This window comes from Shewanella sp. BJSY2023SW007, assembly GCF_047314525.1.
In the GTDB taxonomy this organism is placed as follows: domain Bacteria; phylum Pseudomonadota; class Gammaproteobacteria; order Enterobacterales; family Shewanellaceae; genus Shewanella; species Shewanella chilikensis.
This window is the reverse complement of sequence record NZ_JBKORL010000005.1, coordinates 48,426-68,351: the sequence shown is the minus strand read 5'-3', so window position 1 is coordinate 68,351 and position 19,926 is coordinate 48,426. Positions and strand designations below refer to the sequence as shown.

Sequence of the window (19,926 nt, the reverse complement as noted above, 5' to 3'; positions counted from 1 at the left end):
CTCACAAGGGGCCACTGCTCCAAAGCAAACTCAGTAGCCGCTGGCCTCAGCATCCGGTGCGAAACGCTCGCCCGGGATCCGATAAACATTGGTGAGCATGCTACCATCGGGCTTGAGCTCCAGCAAACGGTAGCCTGGCTGCAGTGCATCCAGCGCAAAGTAGGAAGACAAGGGTTTGAATTGAATACAAGTCGATGGTGTCGCCATCAAAGAAAGCTTGTGACCTTCCCCCTGATATTCAGTATCCAATTGCTGATGAACATGACCCCAGAGCATCCCCTTTATCTGAGGGTAACGCCCCATTTCTTTGAGGAACTGGGCGCCGTTGTCCATGCAATGTTGATCCAACCAGGTGCAGTCCACCAATACTGGGTTATGGTGCATCACCAACAGCACGTGCTTGTCAGGTTCGGCGGCTATGGCACTGCGGATGATCTCAAGTTCGCTTTCGGCCATATGACCACCCGGTTTTCCCCGCACTGTGGAGTCGAGCAAGATAATCTGCCAATTCCCGGCCAACACCCGCCTGTGGCCATAGACACGCTCACCCTGCATATGCAGATACATGATCCTGGGGTCATCATGGTTGCCAGGCAAATAATGGCAAGGCAAATTCAGCGGTTTGATGGCTTCAACAAAGTTGCGGTAAGACTCACCGGAATAATCCTGACTGATGTCACCACTGGCCAGCAGCATGTCGGCGGGATACTTGACGGCCTGGATAGTATTGATAACGGCGTTGAGACTGTTGGCGGTATTGACGCCAAGAAGCTGTCCTTCAGGTTCGGCAAACAGGTGAGGATCTGTGATCTGCACCAAACGAACACTCTTGTCCTCAGGAATACCGTATGTGATTGCCTCTTTCAGCACTTTGATTACCCAATCTCAGGACTGACAAACGAGGCGCGCCTGACAGTCTATTTTCAATAACTCCTCCAGGAAGGCGTTTACCTGGTACTTTTCATCGCGGTGATACATGCGTAAGTTCGGATAATCATACACCGGCCGCAATTGGTAAATCTGTCGGCTGCTTAACACTTCTGCTAATTTAGCATCATGATAAATCCGCACGGTAACTTTGGGGACAGGCACCAATCCGCCCTTCCCCACATGACGGGAAATACTCACCAGCTGGGTATAGCGGGTATTCTCCAGCAGCTCGACATCCAGGCAACCGAAATCACCTTCTACCTGCCAGCTTTCACCCACTTCACCTTGCTCCGGCAACCAGCGTTGAATATGACCGTAGTTGCGACCACACAAAGCTAAAAAGCGGCTGACATCCGGCTGGTATTTCTTGTCACTATCTCTCTTGTTCATCGGCCTGCAGTAAATCTTGATAATTGAGCTGCAACCATTGCAGCCCGAGTACGGTTGAAGCGTTGTCGATTTCGCCACTGAGCACTTTGGCATAAGCATCAACGCGGGAAAGCACATGCAGCCGAATATCTTCATGCTCTTCGGCCAAGCCGTGCAGCCCGTTTGCTTTGGATGAATCTACCTCAGCCCAATAGAAGTAGAAACGCTCACTACAACCTCCGGGGCTGGAAAGATAGCTGCTTACGGCCGAAATTGCACTGGAGTTGAGTCCGGTTTCTTCCAAAAGTTCCCGTTTGGCGACATCCTCGGCCACTTCGCCGGGGGCAATCATACCCGCCACCAACTCCAGCAGCCAAGGGGATTCACTGGTTTCCAATGCAGGGAATCGCACCTGCTCTATCAGCACCACTTTGTCTTCTTGCGGATCGTAGGGCAAAACCACTACGGCGTGACCCCGCTCAAATACCTCGCGACTCACTTCCTCACTCCAGCCCCCGGCAAACAGCCGATGACGGAAACGATATTCCTCCATCCGGAAAAAGCCACGGTATAGCGTGCGCTGCCCCAGCACCTGAACATCCTCTTTGGTGAATTTTTCTACTGCCATTTTCACTCCGCTTTAGCTATAAAAGATGCAATTTCAACCCACCCGGCACCATTTACCAATAAAATCTGTTACACTTCCGAATTGACTTGAAAACGGTTGATTTTTTAGTATCAAAACCATTAAGTTTTGCTGTATCGGGAAGCGTCGGGAAGCGCAAACCGCCTTTATCAAAGGCATTAACAGTCTAACGAAGTTGAAACCGCCCGTCACAGGGTGTTTGTCTATAAGGACAGCCAATGAAATTCAAGATCCGCACTTTATGCGCGGCGTTAACGCTCGCAGTTTCTGCCCCGGCCGTTCAAGCCGACGATTTACTTCAGATATATCAGCAGGCATTAACCAATGATCCAGTGGTGCTCCAGGCCAAGGCCCAAAGAGACCAGTTGTATGAAAAAATTGAAGAAAGTCGTGCGCCTCTGCTGCCGACTATCAGTGCCAATGTTGGTTATGACAAAGCCTGGAACGATCCTTCTGATGACACCAGTGGCCTGACAGGTGCAATCAAGCTTAACCTGGTCATCTATAATCATTCTGCCTGGGTCGGTTTAAGCCTGGCGGAGAAAGCCGCATCACAGGCCGACGCCGTCTATGCTTCAGCTCTGCAAACACTGATCACCCGGGTAACAACCGCTTACTTTGACGTGTTGGCCGCCAAGGATAATTACGAGTTCAAAGGCGCCGAGAAGCGTGCCATTGAGCGGCAGTTGGAGCAAACCAAACAGCGCTTTGCTGTTGGTCTAACAGCCATTACCGATGTCCATGAAGCACAGGCTCAGTATGACCTGGCGACCGCAGCCGAAATCCTGGCCGAGAACGAGTTGATCAACAGCTATGAAGCCCTGCGTGAAATCACCGGCATAGATCACAAGAGCATCGACATTCTGGATACAGACCGTTTCTCTGCGGCCAGCCCAACTCCAGCCATGCCAAACGATTGGCTTAAAATGGCCGAGACCAACAGTGTCGATCTGCTGACCCAGCGTATCGGTAAAGATATCGCCCAGGAAACCATCAGCCTCTATAAAGCCGGCCATATGCCGTCTCTGAGCCTGAATGCCGGTTATACCAAGGGCCTGGAGCAAGAAATCGGCAGTCAGAATCAACCTGACTTCGATAACGGTACCGTAGGCGTTAACCTGAGCGTGCCTATCTTTGAAGGTTTCAAAGTCAGCTCTCAGGTGAAACAAGCGCAATATGCCTATGTTGAAGCCAGCCAGAGATTGGAGCAGACCTACCGCCAGGTAGTCAAAAATGTTCGCAACAACTTCAACAACGTTGGCGCTTCTATCAGCTCCATCAAGGCCTATGAGCAGTCAGTGCTCTCTTCCGAGAGTGCATTGAAAGCCACTCAAGCCGGTTTTGAAGTGGGTACCCGTACCATAGTTGACGTGCTGAACCGTACCCGGGATCTGTATGATTCCAAACGCCAGCTGTCCAACGCCCGATACGGCTATATCAAGTCGATATTGGCACTGAAGCAGGCCACAGGTACTCTGAATGAAGATGATGTCATCTCCATCAACAACGGCCTGACAACTCCTGCACAGCAATAAGCTGGAGCTTAACCAATAAAAAACCGCCAGCTGGCGGTTTTTTATTGGGACTTATCAACGGATAACGGAATTAGAACACCAGTTCCACACCGGCAAAGAAGCCGTCAAACTGCATATTGCTGCTCATGCCATTGAAACCGTTTACGTCAAATTTAAAGTCGCGATAGCCGGCACGCACCCGGGTATCCAGCGCCACACCATCAAACTCCCAGCCCAGACCTACTTGGTAGTCATAAACACTGGACTCATTGATACCGGCTAACACATCGGCAAAGGCGTACAGGCCGAAGAATGGCAGACCAACTTCAGCATTGGCATAACCCATAACCACACCGCTGTCGATATCACGCTCTTCAGGATGCCCCTTGTCAGCCACCCGGAAAGAACCATCCATCAACTTGTAGGCACCACCTACATCGAGAGCAACCAGGTCATTGTCCAGTAATTCATAATAGAGGATAAAGTCTGTGTTGCTCAGGTCGGCCGTAGCATACACATCACCGCTGAAGGTGTGGCCATTGAAGTTGAAGTTGGCATTGCTCATAGCGCCATCTTCTTTCAGGCGGTTTTCGCGGATCTTCAGGTTGGGCAGCAGTGGCACAGGGTGCTCAACGCTGAACCAAAGGCTGTACTGGGCGGAAGAGTCATAGTTGAACTCCTGCTGCGGCTGGCCTTTCTCGGCGAAAGTACCGCTGGCATCTCCTTTCCAGTAATCGGCGCCTACCTTAAAGCCTACGACTGTTGCTGCCTGGGCGGAAGTCGCCATCAAAGAAGCCAGCAAGGCTGTCGCCAATAAAGTCTTTTTCATAAATTAACCCTGTGAAAGCAAGTTGGTTAAATCAATCACCGCGGCATTGGCGCGGGACACATAGTTGGCCATCACCAAAGAATGGTTGGCCACCAAACCGAATCCGGAACCGTTGAGGATCATTGGGCTCCAGACTGTTTGCTGAGTCGCTTCCAGTTCACGGATGATCTGTTTGAGACTCACTTCGGCATTCTTTTTCTTCAGTACGTCAGCAAAATCGACCTCTACCGCCTTCATGAAATTCAGCAAGGCCCAGGCAGAGCCTCTGGATTCATAGAAGACATCGTCTATTTGCCACCAGCTGGTCTTTATCTGCTGACTCGCCAGGTTGGGGGTCGACTGACGGGCGGCACTGTCGCCGGCCAGATCGGTATTCAGCCTCTCCTGACCAACACTGGCGGCCAGACGCTGCGACATGCTGCCCAAACGCTTCTGCACCTCTTTCAACCATTCATTGAGGTTGTCGGCGCGGGCATAAAACTGGGCATCCGGGTTATTGGGATCCATCATCCGCGCCCGGTAAACCTTCAATAGCTTGATAGCATCGCGATACTCGCTCTCAGCACTGGGCACCAGCCAACTGGTGTGCTCGATATTCAGCTTGGAGTGCGCTTCCAGCAGATCTTTGTCGGCGGTGGACTGCGACTGGGAGCGGCTGAACTCTTTGCGCATGATCAAGGCGAGATCCCGCACCTGTTCCAAGGCGCCGAATTCAAACGCCGGCATGTTGTCCATCATCACAGAAGGCGGCATCATGTCGTTGGACAACCAGCCTCCTTGCTTATCCAGCAAGGTCTCCATGGTATTGATCAGCGCGCTGGTGGTGGCATAACCTGTTATCTTTTCGCCCTTTTCCGATGTCATCACCTCAGGGGTCAATACATCGGGTTCAATACTCCACCAAACACTGATGCCGTATGCGATAACGAACACTATGGCCGCAGCACCGACACCTTTTTTCCATGTCATTTGCATCCCGGGTTCTCCTTAATGATGGTGATGATGCTCTTGCGCTGCAGGAGCATCATGGGGGGATTTTACTTCGAGTTCAATATTGAGGGTTTCACCATTGGCAAAACCCAGTGTCACAGGCACTTTTTGCCCCAGCTGCAACGGCGCCTTGAGGCCCATGATCATGATGTGATCGCCGCTGCTTTGTAGCGTCAACTGGCCATGCTCAGGCAGCGGGAAAGCCGCCACATGGCGCATTTTAACCAGGCCGTCTTCTTCAATCAGAGTATGCAGCATGGCTTCACGGGCCACAGGGGTACTGGCAGAAACCAGCTCAGTCGCCGGACCATGGTTGCTGAGTGTCAGATACGCCGCCGTATTGGGAACAGAAGCAGGCATGGCCCGGATATATCCTTGTTCGAGCATTATGTTCGAGGCGAAGGCGCTGGCACTGATGCCGGCCAGCAAGATAACTTTAAACAGTTGTTTGAATATCGCCATCTATGTCTTAAACTCCATGTAAAACCCATTTCGTCAGTAAAGGAAACAACGAATGAGCACGATTCAGGTTCAGGATGAGCAGGGTGTACGTATCATACGTTTTAACCGCCCGGATAAACGTAACGCCCTCGATCTCGATATGTATAAGCAGCTTACAGAATACCTGATCCAGGGGGAAGCGGACAACGAGATCCGTGCCTTTCTGCTGACAGGCAGTGAAAACTGCTTTACTTCAGGCAACGATGTAGCGGATTTTCTCAAGCAGCCGGATCTGGGGCCCAACCACCCAGCGGTGCGGTTTCTCTTTTGCCTGCTGGAGCTGAAAAAGCCCTTGGTCGCCGCCGTCAGCGGCGCTGCTGTCGGAATTGGCACCACGCTGCTGCTGCATTGTGACCTGGTCTATGCCGATAACACAGCCCAGTTCCGTTTGCCCTTTATCGACCTGGCACTAGTGCCTGAAGCCGGATCCAGCCTGCTACTGCCTGAGTTGGTCGGTTACCAAAAGGCCTCTGAGCTGCTGTTGCTGGGCGAAAGTTTCGATGCCGAAACGGCGCTGGATCTCAAACTCATCAACCGCATGTTGAGTCCGGTGGAACTCTTACCTTATGCGCTGGAAAAGGCCAAAGCCTTGGCTTCCAAGCCACCTCAGGCGCTGCAACTCACCAGACAACTTATGCGGCCACACAAGAGCCGGGTACAACACCAGATGCATCAGGAGTTGGAACTCTTCGGCCAACGTCTGCAGAGCGATGAAGCCAAAGCGGTTTTCCGCCAGTTTCTCAACAAAGGCTAAATCATCGAGGCTGAATCCAATGTTGCTGCGGCTGGGCTGACACCAAGCCAGTCGCAGCAACACTACTCCTGCCATTGACTGGACTTGCCTATCCCCCATACTGCCAATGCCAAAACCAGCACGGGCCAAATCATTGCAAAGCCGCTGATAAACATCAGTAATGCCGCAGCAACACAAAGTACGCACACCACAGCCAACACACTGAAAGTCATTGCGGCCCACACCAATGCCAGCATCGCGGTTATCAGGGTCAACACCCAACTCCAGTTCTCGGCATCCAGCCATAAAAACGGGCTACCCCAGATCCCCACTGACATAAACTCGCGGCTGAGCAGAGAGACCATAAGGATCAGCGCGCCGACTATGCTCCACACCAGTAACTGAGACAGCAACCTATATCTTCTGTGCTTGTTTCGACTCTTGTTATACATACTCATTTCACCCACTTGGGCCACAGCAGTGCCAGGGCAAAGTAAGCCGTCAATCCGAGCAATGGGTGCATCAGAGTGATGACTGCGGCAACAATGCGGGTCCAGAATACCGACCAGCCAAAACGCTCGGCCATATCGCGGCATAGGCCACAGACGATGGAAGAATTTCCCTTGAGTGTGCGTTCCAAATCAAACATAGCTGACTCCGATTATCTCGTTAACTGTATCTGCCGGGCACCGCAGGCTAACAACGCCATCAGGGTGTAACCAAGCAACGGCAGAAACATCAGTAGTGCCAAGGTGCTATTTATCCACATAGGCACCTCAATCCTTGGCTTGGGTCAGAACACTGGTCTCCACGGGTAACTCGGTGATCTGACTCAGGGTTTCTTGAGTCATCTCGTCGCTCAGTTGGGCCACGCTACGCTCCAGTTCCTGTTGCAGAGAGGCCAGCATTTCGCGCTTGGCACTGAGCAACATGGTCTGAGCCTGCTGACTCAGGTTCTGCTCAACAGCACTGAGGATAGGTTGAGTAGGCAGTACATCGGCCTGGGCTGAAACACTGGCTGAAGCTAAAACAACGCCAAGAAGCAAAGATTGAATAGTCAGGTTGGAAGTTTTCATGCTTGTCATCCCTTTCTGGTTAAGCTGAACGGGTCAGCGGTCAAGATGACTAATTCAAAGGGCGTGCCAACTGGGAAAAGTTTCGATTAAGGATATGATATTAAATGAAATAAAAATAAAAACGGCCAATCATTAACACTGAATGACCGACCGTAACAGCACAAAAATACAGCAATTTCCTATCTGTTGGTAAAAAGCACTATCACCATAGCGATTTTCACCACTCGGGTATTACAGCAAGGTCAAACTCCGCTGTGCATCATTTCACGAGCCTTAAGCAGCACTTCGATACCGGCACCCGGCTTGTGGGCATTCTCGCTCAGATGACGGCGCCAACTGCGAGAACCGGGGATCCCCTGATAAAGGCCAGTCATGTGTCTGCTGATATGATTCAAGCGGCCACCCGACTGCAGATGAGCTTCCACATAGGGCAACATGGCATCCACCACCTGATCGCGACTCATAACCTGGCTATCGAGGCCAAAGATCTTCTGATCCACCTCGGCCAGCAGATAGGGATTTTGGTAGGCTTCTCGCCCCACCATCACCCCGTCCAGCTGGGCCAGATGGGTATGCATATCTTCAAAGCTCTTGATACCACCATTGATGCTGATATGCAGGCCGGGAAAATCCTGCTTCAATTGATACACCCGGGGATAATCCAATGGCGGGATCTCACGGTTTTCCTTGGGACTAAGCCCCTGCAACCAGGCCTTGCGGGCATGAATGATGAAAGTATCGCAGCCGGCGGCACTCACCTTGGTAATGAAGTCACCAAGAAATTCGTAGGAATCTTTGTCATCTATGCCGATGCGGGTCTTGACCGTCACCGGAATATCCACCTTCTGGCGCATGGCATCGACGCAATGGGCCACCAGCTCGGGCTCTTCCATCAAACAAGCACCAAAGCGGCCGTTCTGTACTCTATCCGAAGGGCATCCCACATTGAGGTTAACTTCGTCATACCCCCTTTGCCGGGCGATTTCGGCGCAGCGGGCCAGATCCTCAACATTGGAGCCACCCAGTTGCAATGCCAGCGGGTGCTCTTCCTGGTTATAAGCCAGATAATCGCCCTTGCCATGCAGTATCGCACCTGTGGTCACCATCTCAGTGTAGAGCAGCGTCTGACTCGACATCAGCCGGGCAAAGTAACGATAGTGGCGGTCCGTCCAATCGAGCATGGGGGCAATGGAAAAACGGCGGTTGGCATCGATAGGGCTTGGCATTCACAGATCCGGTACGCAAAAAATGGGCCGCTATTTTACCCTCTGCGGCCATAAAACGACAGCCGTAGATAAATCCCGCTCATAAACCCGAATCAAAGGTCATTCTGTTGCCGCCGAAGACTTTGGATCTGAGTTACTCAAACTCTGTCTCTATCCCGGCATAAATCAACAACATTTCAGCCAGCGAGCTCACCTGCATGCCCTTCATCAGGTTGGATCTGTGGATCTCCACTGTGCGCATGGCGATGCAGAGTTCGTCGGCTATCTGCTGGTTCTTATAGCCCTTGGCGATGAGATGCAATATCTCTTTCTCTCTCGGAGTCAGCGCCTGATAGATACCTTGCAGCTTTCGTCGCTTGGCGATTTCGGCAGAGTGATTCAGCGCCTTGGTGACCGCCTCGGCCAGGCGAGCGCCATCGGCGGGTTTTTGAAAAAAGTCCACCGCGCCGGATTTAAGCGCATCCACCGCCAGCGGCACGTCGCCATGACCGGTGAGAAAGATCACCGCCAACGGGCTATTACGCTCGTTGAGCAGCTGCTGCAGCTGCGCCCCACTGAGCCCTGGCATACGCATATCGAGGATCAGGCAGCCGGGCAGATCCAGTAGCTGCGCCTTGAGAAAATGCTCTGCATCTTCAAAGGCCTGCACCTCAAAACCATAGCCTTCCAGCATAAAGCCCAACGAACGCCGCACCGAATCATCGTCATCCACCAGATAGACCGACTGACGCTTGTCATCGGTTGGTGAACTGTTTTGGGCCGCAAATTGTCCCGGCATTTTTCTTTCTCCTTGGCAAAACGGGTTTAAGCCAGCACCACAGTGACCAGACAACCGCCCTCAGGCGGCTGCAGCAGACTGATGCTGCCGCCATGGCTCTCGGCGATTTCGCGGCAGATCACCAGCCCCAGACCCAGGCCATCTGTCTTGGTACTGGTAAAGGCCTGCATCAGGCTCTTGCCATCCTGTTTAAGCCCTGGGCCATTGTCCTGCACTTCCAGCAAGAGCTTGCCGGGCTGAGATTGATAATCCAGCCGCAGCGCAATAATTCGCTCGGCTTTAGGCTCTTCAGCCAAGGCTTCGATGGCATTCTTAAGCAGATTCAACAAGAGTTGCTGCATGGCGACCGTATCCAGTTGCATGGGGCTTTCTTCGCCGACAATCTGCCAATCGACGCGGATCGCTTGTTTCTCCAGTTCATGCCCCAGCAGAATAAGCGTCTCGCTCAGCAAGGGGCTGAACGGCTGCAACTGCTTTTGCGGCGGGCGCTTTTTCAAAAGCCCCCTGAGCCTTTGAATGATACCGTGGGCGCGGCCCACTTCCGCCTGTATCTGTTCCAGTGCCAGGGGCAACTTGTCCAGTTGCCCCTGTTGCAGCCTGACACTGGCGCCGTGGCAATAGTTGCCTATGGCCGCCAAAGGTTGGTTCAGCTCATGGGCCAGGCTGGCGCCCAGTTCACCAGCCACCGCCGCCCGCTGGGCATGTTCCAGCAGACTGAGGTTTTCACTCAGTTGCCGCTGGGCCTTGGCCAGTTCCCGGCCGCGGCGGCTGAAACTGTATTCGAGCCAGAAGTGATAACCGTTGAGCAGCACCAGCAGCGCCAGCAAGCTCCAGCCCCAATGACTGTGGGCCTTGAGCCACTGCAACGCCCTTTGCCACCAAGGCGCCTGCAATGGGTGCAGGTCCAGATCCTTGAGCAGCTTATCAATGGCCAGTTGACTGACCGCCGTGGTCCACCCCAGCGAGCCGGACATTTTGGCCGCCTCACTGTCTTCCGGCAGTGCCAACAGGGCCAAGGTCAACTGCTTGGCCAGCCCCTGACCGGCACGGCTGGTCTTGGCCATAGACCAGTTGGGATAGAGGCGGGTCGACACCTCGCAGGCAAACCCTGCCGGCGCCTGGTTGTCCAGCACCCGATAATGCCCGGCATCGATAAGCCCCTCCGCCGCCATCTGCTCCAACTGGCAGACTGGCACCACGGCGGCGTCTATGCTGCCATCGCGCAGGCGATAGAGCAGATTATCCAGCGGGAATCCCAAAGATTGGATCTCGGCCACATAGCTTGGCAGATCAATCTGCTTGAGCCGCGCTTCATACACCAAGGTCAGGTAGCCGCCGAAGGCCTGGGTCGAGACTATCCCCAGGCGCTTGTGCCTGAGATCTTGCAGATGTTGCAGGCTGGACTCGCTTCTTACCACCAGCGCCGAACCCACCTGCATCGGCTCACCGGCGTTGAGGCGGCTCTTGAGGGTCGCCAGCCAGCTTAGGGAATACTGCCGCGCCAACAGTACAGATTGACCTGGGTTGGTGATCACAAAGTCCAGCTCCTGGGCGGCCACCGCCTGCGACAGTTGCTCCAGCGTCAAGGGGTGCAGGCGAAAGTAATATCCCGGGATCTGCTGCTCGAGCCAATTCATGGTGGGTTGCCAGCGGTTGATGCTGTCGCTGTAGCCCCGGGTAGCCAACACGCCTATATCCACCACCGCCTTATCGGTCAACACTCCGGTTGTCATGGCTGGGCCTGATAGCGGCAAAGGCTCAGTCGCTGCCGCAGCTGACGGCCAATGGCCGAGCAGTACAGCCGCAAACAGATAACACAGCAGATACAGGGTTCTCATCTCTTGGTTTTAGCTCCGGTTAGGAAATCTTGCGGCCACAAGCGGCTGGGTCAGCATCAGTCTGCCCGCCATTCTAGCCTCAATTTCTTGCGCTGGATCAATAGCGGCCCCGATATGTGGAAAACCACTATAGAGACCAAGGGCGCCAGTTGCCGAGAATACAGGCAACAGGAGCCCGGTGGGTTTCCAATCACCGCAAGACTCAGGAGTCTGTATGGACAAGAGTAAACGTCAACTACTGGGGCAAATCGCCGCCATCAGCGCCGGAGCTGCGTTTTTGCCCGTCGCCCAGGCATCGACTTCCAAGCCCAAGGCAACCAGTGGCAAACGCTATGGCATGCTGATCGATCTGCGCCGCTGCGTCGGTTGCCAGGCTTGTACTGTCGCCTGCACCATAGAAAACCAACCCCCATTGGGGCAGTTTCGTACCACAGTCAACCAGTATGAAGTGACCCAAGGGCAGGAAAGCGCCTTTATGATGCTGCCCAGGCTCTGCAACCACTGCGAAAACCCACCCTGCATCCCGGTTTGCCCCACAGGCGCCACATTCCAGCGCCAGGACGGCATAGTGGTAGTCGACAGCCACTGGTGTGTTGGCTGCGGTTACTGTGTCCAGGCCTGCCCCTACGATGCGCGCTTTATCAACCATGACACCAACACCGCCGACAAGTGCACCTTCTGCGCCCATCGGCTGGAAGCAGGCTTGCTGCCCGCCTGCGTCGAAACCTGTGTCGGTGAAGCCAGGATCATCGGCGATCTCAACGATCCCGGCAGCCAAATCAGTCGCATGCTGGCCGAGCACAGAGACGAGATCAAGGTACTCAAGCCCTCGGCCGAAACCTCGCCCTGCGTATTCTATCTGGGGATGACAGCCGCATTTGAAGAAAGGATCCGCGGCGAAGCGCCGGTTCGCAGCCTGATGACCGCCACTGGAGAGGAGTTGCACCATGGACATTAAAGAGATCTTGACCCCGGATATCGCCATCACCTGGTTACCCTGGGCGGTGCAGTACTTCTTTATGATGGGACTGGCCTATTCCGCGGTGTGGATTGCGGCGCTGACCATTATCCGCCCCGGCGCCAAAGATAAGCGCCTGCTGACACTCTGCGGCAGCCTGATCCTCAGCACAGCCATAGTGGCACCTGTGGCACTCTTGGCCGATCTGCACCAACCCGCCCGCGCCTGGCACTTCTATATGCAGCTCAGACCGGATTCCTGGATGTGGTATGGCGCCTGGTTACTGCCGCTGTTTATGGCAGCGGCGCTGGCCTTTGCCTACCTCTTGCTGCGCCCTTCCCTTCCGACTCAGCCCAAAGATGGCTGGAGCCGCCTGGGATACTGGTTACGCCTGGGGAACTGGCAAGGCGAGCCCTGGCTCAAGCCTCTGGCCTGGGTTGCCCTGCTCAGCGGCCTGAGCATCGCCCTCTACACCGGCATGGAAACCATGGCGATCAAGGCCAGGCCACTGTGGCACAGCTACTGGCTGCCGCCCCTGTTCGCCGCCAGCGCCCTGGCCGCCGGCAGTGGCATGTTGATTTGGCTCAACCGCCTGTTCAATGGCCATAAGCAGGAGACCGACAAACAGCTGCTGCTCTGGCTGCGTGGCTCCTTCGCCCTGTTTGCCCTGTTGCTTATCGGCTGGGCTCTCAGTGGCGGCAACAGCGCCAATGAAGCCAGATTACTGCTCGGCGACAGCCCCAGTTGGCAACTGGCCGCTATCTGGGTGCTGGCAACCCTGGCCTTGTTGGCGCTGCTGCTGGCCTTCAGACATCTGCCCCGCTGGGCCTTGCTGTTTGGCAGCTTTGCCGCCATCCACCTGGCTTGGGGCTTTCGCTGGCTGGTGCTTATCCAGGCGCAGACAGATCCCAAGTATGGCGCCGGCACCTACTTCTATGAACTGCCCTGGGGCCCACAGGGGCTGCTGGGGATCCTGGGTACCTTTGGCCTATGGCTGGCCCTGATCACCCTGATTTCCGAACTGATACGTCAGTCTGCCACCGGACTGAAAGGAGCCGCATAATGGACAAGAGTAAACGCCGTTTTATCAAAGGGGCTGCCATCACAGGTGGTACCGGACTGTTTGTTGCAGGCTACAGCCACACCCTGACCCAGCTAGGCAAAGGCCTGGTCAATGGCAGCTCGGGCAAAAATACCCAAGAAGCGATTCATGGCAACTCGCTGGCACCTGAGCTCAAAGTCGACCTGAATAGCGGCCAGTTGAGCGCCAATGACAACCAGCGTCTGGCCAATACCATGTGTTTCGGCTGCTGGACCAAGTGCGGGGTACGGGCCCGTATCGATAATGAAACCGACAGCATTATCCGTATCAGTGGTAATCCTTATCATCCACTGTCGGCCCGTGAACACCTGGACTTTGACACCCCGGTGCGCGATGCCCTGGTGTCCACCAGCGCCTGGCAGGAGCAGGGGCTTGCCGGACGTTCCACCGCCTGCGCCCGCGGTAACGCCATGCTGGAGTTATTGGACAGCCCCTATCGGGTAACACGCTGCCTGAAACGGGTCGGCCCCAGAGGTTCGGGCCAGTGGCAGAGCATAGCATTCGAGCAGTTGCTCAAGGAGGTTGTCGAAGGCGGCGATCTGTTTGGTGAAGGCCATGTGGATGGACTCAGGGCGATTCGCGATCTCAATACGCCTTTGGATCCCGCCAACCCTGAATACGGCCCCAAGGCCAATCAGCTGTTGGTCAGCAACGCCTCGGATGAGGGGCGGGACACGCTGATAAAACGCTTCACCTTCAACAGCTTCGGCACCCGTAACTTTGCCAACCACGGCTCTTACTGTGGCTTCAGCTATCGGGCCGGTGCCGGCGCCTTGCTGGACGATCTGAAAAAGTACGCCCACTTGAAACCGGACTGGGATCATGCCGAGTTTCTGCTGTTCATCGGCACTTCACCGCAGCAGTCCGGCAACCCCTTCAAGCGCCAGGCACGGCAACTGGCCAATGCCAGGGTCAACAACCGCAACTTCAGCTATGTTGTGGTTTCGCCCATGCTGCCCAACACCTCCAACCTGGCGTCGGCGCCGGACAATGTCTGGTTGCCGATCCGCCCGGCCACAGACGCCTCGCTGGCGATGGCCATGTTGCGCTGGATCATCGACAATCAGCGCTACAGCGCCGAGTTTCTCAGTGCTCCCAATGCCAAGGCCGCTAAAACAGCCGGTTTCCGCGGTTTCAGTAATGCCGGTTTCCTGGTGCATTCAGACCAGGCGCATCCGAGATACGGCCAATATCTGCACGCCAGCGAATTGGGTTTGGCCTTCAGCGGCAAGCCCTTCGGTGATGAAGACCCCTTGCTGGTGCTGGACGCCATCAGCGGTGAACCCATGGCCGCCGAGGTCTGCCCCAAGGCGCAGCTCGAAGTGGACAGCAGACTCACAGGCCAAAATGGCCAGAGCCTGGCCTGCAAGAGCAGTTTCAGCCTGCTGGCCGAATCGGCCCGGCTCAAGACGTTGGCGCAATACAGCGCCGAATGCGATGTGCCGGTCGATGAGATTGAGGCCCTGGCCAACAAGTTCACCAGCCATGGCAGCAAGGCGGCGGTGATCAGCCACGGCGGCACCATGAGCAGTGATGGCTTCTATACCGCCTGGGCCATCATGATGCTCAACGCCATGATAGGCAATATCAACCAAAAGGGCGGCGCGCTGGCCAAGGGCGGTACTTTCCCGGCCTTCGGCAAAGGCCCACGCTACAATCTGGCCGAGTTTGACGGCATGGTGCAGCCCAAGGGAGTATTCCTGTCACGCTCCCGTTTCCCCTATGAAAAAAGCTCGGAATACAAGCGCAAGCAGCAGGCCGGCGAGTCGCCCTACCCGGCCAGGGAGCCCTGGTTCCCGATTTCGGCGCCCATGCTGAGCGAGCATCTAACTGCGGCGGTCAACGGTTACCCCTATTCGCTCAAGGCCTGGATCAACCATATGGGCAACCCTGTCTATGGCCAGGCCGGGCTCGGCGCCGCCATAGGCGATAAGCTCAAAGATCCCAAGGTGCTGCCGCTGTTTATCAGTATCGACAGTTTTATCAACGAAACCACGGCATTGTCCGACTATATAGTGCCTGACACCCTCACCTATGAATCCTGGGGCTGGACCTCGGCCTGGCAGGGCACCATGACCAAGATTGCCACCGGCCGCTGGCCGATAGTCAAACCCAGGGTGGAGCACACAGTGGATGGCGATCCCGTGTGCATGGAAAGCTTTCTTACCCGGATTGCCATGGCGCTGGCCTTGCCCGGCTTCGGTGAAAATGCGGTGCTGGCCCATGATGGCACACGCCACCCGCTGACCCGCGCCGCCGACTTTTCTCTCTACGGCGCCGCCAACGTCGCCTGGTTGGGAGAGAAAGTCCCTGTCATCGGCAAGGAAGATCTCTATTGGTCCGGGGTTGCCAGGATTATTCCCGAACTCAAGGCCCGTCTCGGCGAAGAGGAAGCATCCAGGGTGGCTTATCTCTATGCCCGCGGTGGCCGGTTCGAATCAATGAACCAGGCCAGGGACGCCGAAGGCAACCCCACCAAAGTCTGGCCCAAGCCGATGATGCTGTGGAACCCCCAGGTGGGCAGTCGCCGTCACTCCCAGAGCGGCGAGTTTCTCAGTGGCTGTCCGCGCAGCTATGGTCAACGCCTGGCCGATGGCACAGCGCTCAGGCAAGCCTTCGACCGCCAGTCCTGGCCCATGTTGCTGTCGAGCTACAAGTCGCACACCATGAGCTCCATGAGTATCGGCTCTGACAGGCTCAGGCAGGTGCACCCCAATAATCCGGTACGGATCAACAAAGACACGGCCCAAAGATTGGGGATAACCACGGGGGATACAGTGAAAATCAGCACCCCCAACGGCAGTGTGCTGGCACTGGTGGAATGTGTCGCCGGTGTGCATCCCGAGTGCATCGCCATAGAACACGGCTTTGGTCACAAGGAGCTCGGCGCGCGAGCATTCAGCATAGATGACAAGCAGGTTGCCGCCAACCCGCTGATCCGCGCCGGGGTTAACCTCAACGATCTCGCCGTGCTGGATCCCAGCCGCTCGGGTTCCTACCCTCTGGTGGATTGGGCCAGTGGCGCCTCGGCCCGCCAGGGGCTACCGGCCAAAATCGAAAAAGTCTCCTGAAGCTCGCTCTGTGCCCGGTTTTTATGCCGGGCACTGTTTTCCGGGCAAGAAATCGCCACAAAGCCAAATCCATTGTTCTAAGCTAATAAGAGTGTGATCCAGTGGGCGGGAGTCAAACCACTTATGGATTAGCCTTGCACTATCCGCATCCCTTGGCAGCAAGAGGAACAAATCCGGCATGAATGTCACTTTTATCAATCCCTTTCTCCAGTCACTCCTCAACGTAGTTTCCACCATGGCCAATATGCAGTTGACCCCGGGCAAGCCCAGACTCAAGACAGACAACCTGGCCAAAGGTGATGTCTCCGGGCTTATCGGTATGGTGGGCCCTCAGACCAAAGGGTCGCTGTCAATCACCTTTGAACAAGGACTGATCCTGGAGATAATGCAAAATATGTTGGGAGAGAATCCCGGCAATATCAATGAAGAAGTGACAGATCTGGTGGGGGAAATCACCAACATGGTGACCGGCGGCGCCAAGAACCTGCTGTCGGACAAGGGCTATGAGTTTGAAATGGCCACCCCTGTGGTGGTTTCCGGCATAGGTCACAAGATTTCCCATCAGGCCCAGGGCAAGAAGATCATCATGCCTTTTGTCGCACCCAAGGGCTCGGCCTACATAGAGATCTGTTTCGAGGATCAGTAATGACAAAGGGCGCCGAGGCGCCCTTTATTGTTTGCCAACTCAATGGCATGACTCACTCAATCGAGGCAGACGGCCACTCTGGGAGTCAACTTGGTCACCAGTTCATAAGCCACGGTTTCGATATGAGCCGCCACCTCTTCTACCGGTAACGCCGGGCCCCATAAGAGGGCGTCATCACCGACCGCGTCCCGGGCATCCGGCCCCAGATCCACAGTCAGCATATCCATGGACACCCTGCCAACCACAGGCACCCGGCGACCATTTATCAACACAGGCGTGCCTTCGGGAGCATTGCGTGGATAACCGTCACCATAACCTATGGCCACCACGCCGAGGCGGGTATCTCTTGATGAGCGCCAAAAACTCCCGTAACCCACGCTCTCCCCGGCCTTGTGCTCACGCACGGCTATCAGCTGTGACACCAGACTCATGGCCGGTTGCAATTCGTGGTTGGCGCCTCTGTCACCGACCACAGGCGACACTCCATAGAGGGCGATACCCGGGCGGATCCAATTTTGCTGGCTGCTGGGCCAGTAGAGGGCACCGGCCGAGTTGGCCAGACTGCGGTCACCATCCAACCCGGCGGTGAGCTGGTTGAAATGCTCCAACTGTTTGCGGGTATAGTCATTGTCCGGCTCATCGGCACAGGCGAAATGGGTCATCAGATTGATGGGCTTAGCCACTTGCGGGCAATCCAGCAGCCGCTGATACACATCGCTAAACTCGTCGCTGCGAAAACCCAATCTGTGCATGCCGCTGTCGACCTTGAGCCAAACAGTTACCGGCTTATTCAGCTTGGCCTGCTCCAGCATCTGCAACTGCGAGTTATGATGCACCACAGTGTCTATGTCATGCTCAACCAGCAGAGGCAACTCAGTACTGCGAAAAAAACCTTCGAGTAACAACAGCTTGGCCGTTACACCACCGGCCCTGAGTTCCAACGCTTCTTCGAGCCGCGCCAGACCGAAGCCGTCGGCACTGTTCAGGCTCTTGGCCACGTTCAGCGAGCCGTGGCCATAGCCGTTGGCCTTGACGACAGCAATAACTTTGCTGGCGGGCGCGATCTCACGCAGCCTGGCCAGATTATGTTGCAGCGCCCGGCTGCTAATCTCTGCTCTGGGAAAGGGTTTCAAAGCTTACCTTCAATCTTGGATTGGATGGCGCGCTCTCTGGCCGCGCCGGGAAAACCGTCCGCAGAGGTTTAGTCCTCTTCAAATTGCGGACCGGCGTAATTGTCAAAGCGGGAGAACATCCCCTGGAAAGTCAGCCTGACCCGGCCGATGGGGCCGTTACGTTGCTTACCTATGATGATCTCTGCCGTGCCTTTATCGGGCGAATCGTCGTTATACACCTCGTCACGATAAATAAACATGATAAGGTCCGCATCCTGCTCGATAGAGCCGGACTCACGCAAGTCAGAGTTTACCGGGCGCTTATCGGCCCTTTGCTCCAATGAGCGGTTCAGCTGCGACAGAGCGATCACCGGGATCTCCAGCTCCTTGGCCAAGGCCTTGAGCGAGCGTGAGATTTCAGCAATTTCCAGGGTCCGGTTATCGGCCAGCGCCGGCACCTGCATCAGCTGCAGGTAGTCGACCATGATCATAGACAGACCGCCGTATTCCCGGGCGATACGCCTGGCCCTGCTGCGCACTTCGGTCGGCGTCAGGCCCGAGCTGTCATCGATATACATCTTGCCCTGCTCGAGCATGATCCCCATGGTAGAGGACACCCGCGCCCAATCATCATCATCCAGCTGGCCGGTACGTATCTTGGTCTGATCTACCCGGCCAAGCGACGCCAGCATACGCATCATGATCTGTTCCGAGGGCATCTCTAGACTGAAAATAAGCACTGGCTTGTTTTCATTGAGCGCCGCATATTCACACAGGTTCATCGCAAAGGTGGTCTTACCCATGGAAGGACGGGCCGCGACAATGATCAGGTCACCGGATTGGAAACCTGCGGTCATCTTATCCAGATCGGAGAAACCGCTGGATACCCCGGTCACACCGTTGTGCGGGTTGTTGTACAGCTGCTCAATCTTGTCGACGGTTTTTTCGAGGATGGTCTTGATCCCCTCCGGGCCCTCGTTGGCGTTGGCGCGCTGCTCGGCTATCTTGAACACCTTGGTTTCGGCCAAGTCCAGCAAGGCGCCTGAATCGCGTCCCTCAGGATTATAACCGGCATCGGCAATCTCATGTGCTACCCGGATCATCTCCCGCACCACGGCACGCTCGCGCACGATTTCGGCGTAGGAGAGAATATTACCGGCGCTGGGGGTGTTCTTGGCGATCTCACCCAGATAGGTAAAACCACCGGCATCTTCCAGCTCGTCAGTCAGTTCCAGTTGTTCTGAAACCGTAATCAAATCTATGGGTTGGCCGTTTTCTACCAGCTTTTGCATGGCACCGAAAATCAGCCTGTGGGAACGGGAGTAAAAGTCTTCTCTGACCACGGCCTCGGACACCTTGTCCCAGGCCTCTGCATCCAGCATCAGTCCCCCGAGCACGGATTGCTCCGCCTCAATGGAATGGGGAGGCAGCTTGAGCGCGTCAACCTGGACGTCTCTTCGCTTGTCTTTGGCCTTAAAGGCACCTTGCTGTTGCATAAATCTCCAACTCTCCAACAATCAGGCAAAATGTGATATAAAACCCGGTTCAATCAGAACAGGAATTTTACACCTACAATCACCTGTTTTTCATATCCAAACGGACACTAA

Annotated in this window: 20 protein-coding genes; 6 read left to right on the top strand and 14 right to left on the bottom strand. The window is 55.3% G+C overall.

Annotated elements, in window-relative coordinates; genetic code table 11:
- Window positions 1–30 precede the first annotated feature (30 nt).
- Genes cpdA through nudF form a run of 3 tightly spaced genes read right to left on the bottom strand, consistent with a single transcriptional unit; the run spans window position 31 to window position 1,927 of the window.
- The gene (cpdA, locus tag ACMHXE_RS01585) at window positions 31–870 is read right to left on the bottom strand and encodes a 3',5'-cyclic-AMP phosphodiesterase (protein WP_101054943.1); all 840 of its coding nucleotides are present in this window, start codon (window positions 868–870) and stop codon (window positions 31–33) included.
- Between the two features lie 15 nt (window positions 871–885).
- A complete protein-coding gene (locus tag ACMHXE_RS01580; protein ID WP_101054941.1) occupies window positions 886–1,320 on the bottom strand; it encodes a DUF1249 domain-containing protein in 435 nt (144 codons plus the stop codon).
- Complete coding sequence (nudF, locus tag ACMHXE_RS01575) at window positions 1,304–1,927, bottom strand: ADP-ribose diphosphatase (RefSeq protein ID WP_101054939.1); 624 nt, start codon at window positions 1,925–1,927, stop codon at window positions 1,304–1,306. The genes ACMHXE_RS01580 and nudF overlap by 17 nt, the downstream gene beginning before the upstream one ends.
- Window positions 1,928–2,163: 236 nt before the next feature.
- Here nudF and tolC point away from each other — a divergent pair, with 236 nt between their 5' ends.
- Entirely contained in the window at window positions 2,164–3,480 is a 1,317-nt protein-coding gene (tolC, locus tag ACMHXE_RS01570; RefSeq protein ID WP_413731179.1) for an outer membrane channel protein TolC, read from the top strand.
- Between the two features lie 70 nt (window positions 3,481–3,550).
- On the opposite strand, the gene ACMHXE_RS01565 is transcribed toward tolC, so the two are convergent.
- The 3 genes from ACMHXE_RS01565 to ACMHXE_RS01555 are packed head-to-tail and all read right to left on the bottom strand — an operon-like array spanning window position 3,551 to window position 5,740.
- On the bottom strand, window positions 3,551–4,288 hold the full coding sequence (locus ACMHXE_RS01565; protein ID WP_101054935.1) for a TIGR04219 family outer membrane beta-barrel protein: 738 nt from the start codon (window positions 4,286–4,288) through the stop codon (window positions 3,551–3,553).
- 3 nt (window positions 4,289–4,291) lie between these two features.
- Window positions 4,292–5,263 carry a DUF2333 family protein gene (locus ACMHXE_RS01560; RefSeq protein WP_101054933.1) on the bottom strand — a complete coding sequence of 324 codons (972 nt, stop codon included), beginning with the start codon at window positions 5,261–5,263 and terminating at the stop codon, window positions 4,292–4,294.
- A 12-nt stretch (window positions 5,264–5,275) separates the two neighbouring features.
- Complete coding sequence (locus ACMHXE_RS01555; protein ID WP_165564466.1) at window positions 5,276–5,740, bottom strand: copper chaperone PCu(A)C; 465 nt, start codon at window positions 5,738–5,740, stop codon at window positions 5,276–5,278.
- A gap of 52 nt (window positions 5,741–5,792) precedes the next feature.
- Between ACMHXE_RS01555 and ACMHXE_RS01550 the strand changes: the two genes are divergently transcribed.
- Window positions 5,793–6,533: an enoyl-CoA hydratase gene (locus ACMHXE_RS01550; RefSeq protein ID WP_101054931.1), complete on the top strand. Its 741-nt coding sequence runs from the start codon at window positions 5,793–5,795 to the stop codon at window positions 6,531–6,533.
- A 62-nt stretch (window positions 6,534–6,595) separates the two neighbouring features.
- Here the strand turns inward: ACMHXE_RS01550 and ACMHXE_RS01545 are convergent, their stop codons facing one another.
- The 6 genes from ACMHXE_RS01545 to ACMHXE_RS01520 all read right to left on the bottom strand — a co-directional run bounded on the left by ACMHXE_RS01545 (window position 6,596) and on the right by ACMHXE_RS01520 (window position 11,430).
- Window positions 6,596–6,970, bottom strand: coding sequence for a hypothetical protein (locus tag ACMHXE_RS01545; protein WP_129585965.1), 375 nt, complete (start codon window positions 6,968–6,970; stop codon window positions 6,596–6,598).
- Window positions 6,967–7,161, bottom strand: a complete 195-nt coding sequence (locus tag ACMHXE_RS01540) for a PspC domain-containing protein (RefSeq protein WP_025009353.1) — start codon at window positions 7,159–7,161, stop codon at window positions 6,967–6,969. The genes ACMHXE_RS01545 and ACMHXE_RS01540 overlap by 4 nt, the downstream gene beginning before the upstream one ends.
- Window positions 7,162–7,288: 127 nt before the next feature.
- Window positions 7,289–7,588, bottom strand: a complete 300-nt coding sequence (locus ACMHXE_RS01535; RefSeq protein ID WP_101054929.1) for a hypothetical protein — start codon at window positions 7,586–7,588, stop codon at window positions 7,289–7,291.
- Window positions 7,589–7,830: 242 nt separating this feature from the next.
- The gene (gene dusA / locus ACMHXE_RS01530; RefSeq protein ID WP_101054927.1) at window positions 7,831–8,814 is read right to left on the bottom strand and encodes a tRNA dihydrouridine(20/20a) synthase DusA; all 984 of its coding nucleotides are present in this window, start codon (window positions 8,812–8,814) and stop codon (window positions 7,831–7,833) included.
- A 133-nt stretch (window positions 8,815–8,947) separates the two neighbouring features.
- The gene (locus ACMHXE_RS01525) at window positions 8,948–9,592 is read right to left on the bottom strand and encodes a response regulator transcription factor (RefSeq protein ID WP_101054925.1); all 645 of its coding nucleotides are present in this window, start codon (window positions 9,590–9,592) and stop codon (window positions 8,948–8,950) included.
- A 26-nt stretch (window positions 9,593–9,618) separates the two neighbouring features.
- Window positions 9,619–11,430 (bottom strand): PhnD/SsuA/transferrin family substrate-binding protein, encoded by a 1,812-nt coding sequence (locus ACMHXE_RS01520; protein ID WP_101054923.1) that lies wholly within the window; start codon window positions 11,428–11,430, stop codon window positions 9,619–9,621.
- A gap of 214 nt (window positions 11,431–11,644) precedes the next feature.
- On the opposite strand from ACMHXE_RS01520, the gene dsrO reads away from it, so the two are divergent.
- The 4 genes from dsrO to ACMHXE_RS01500 all read left to right on the top strand — a co-directional run bounded on the left by dsrO (window position 11,645) and on the right by ACMHXE_RS01500 (window position 17,207).
- On the top strand, window positions 11,645–12,388 hold the full coding sequence (gene dsrO / locus ACMHXE_RS01515) for a sulfate reduction electron transfer complex DsrMKJOP subunit DsrO (protein WP_101054921.1): 744 nt from the start codon (window positions 11,645–11,647) through the stop codon (window positions 12,386–12,388).
- Entirely contained in the window at window positions 12,378–13,451 is a 1,074-nt protein-coding gene (nrfD, locus tag ACMHXE_RS01510) for an NrfD/PsrC family molybdoenzyme membrane anchor subunit (protein ID WP_101054919.1), read from the top strand. Before dsrO ends, nrfD begins: the two co-directional genes overlap by 11 nt.
- Window positions 13,451–16,561, top strand: a complete 3,111-nt coding sequence (locus tag ACMHXE_RS01505) for a tetrathionate reductase subunit A (protein ID WP_101054917.1) — start codon at window positions 13,451–13,453, stop codon at window positions 16,559–16,561. The genes nrfD and ACMHXE_RS01505 overlap by 1 nt, the downstream gene beginning before the upstream one ends.
- 178 nt (window positions 16,562–16,739) lie before the next feature.
- Entirely contained in the window at window positions 16,740–17,207 is a 468-nt protein-coding gene (locus tag ACMHXE_RS01500) for a chemotaxis protein CheX (RefSeq protein ID WP_101054915.1), read from the top strand.
- Between the two features lie 56 nt (window positions 17,208–17,263).
- Here the strand turns inward: ACMHXE_RS01500 and alr are convergent, their stop codons facing one another.
- Window positions 17,264–18,340: an alanine racemase gene (gene alr, locus ACMHXE_RS01495; protein WP_101054913.1), complete on the bottom strand. Its 1,077-nt coding sequence runs from the start codon at window positions 18,338–18,340 to the stop codon at window positions 17,264–17,266.
- 68 nt (window positions 18,341–18,408) lie between these two features.
- Window positions 18,409–19,815, bottom strand: a complete 1,407-nt coding sequence (gene dnaB, locus ACMHXE_RS01490; protein ID WP_025009346.1) for a replicative DNA helicase — start codon at window positions 19,813–19,815, stop codon at window positions 18,409–18,411.
- Window positions 19,816–19,926: the final 111 nt, after the last annotated feature.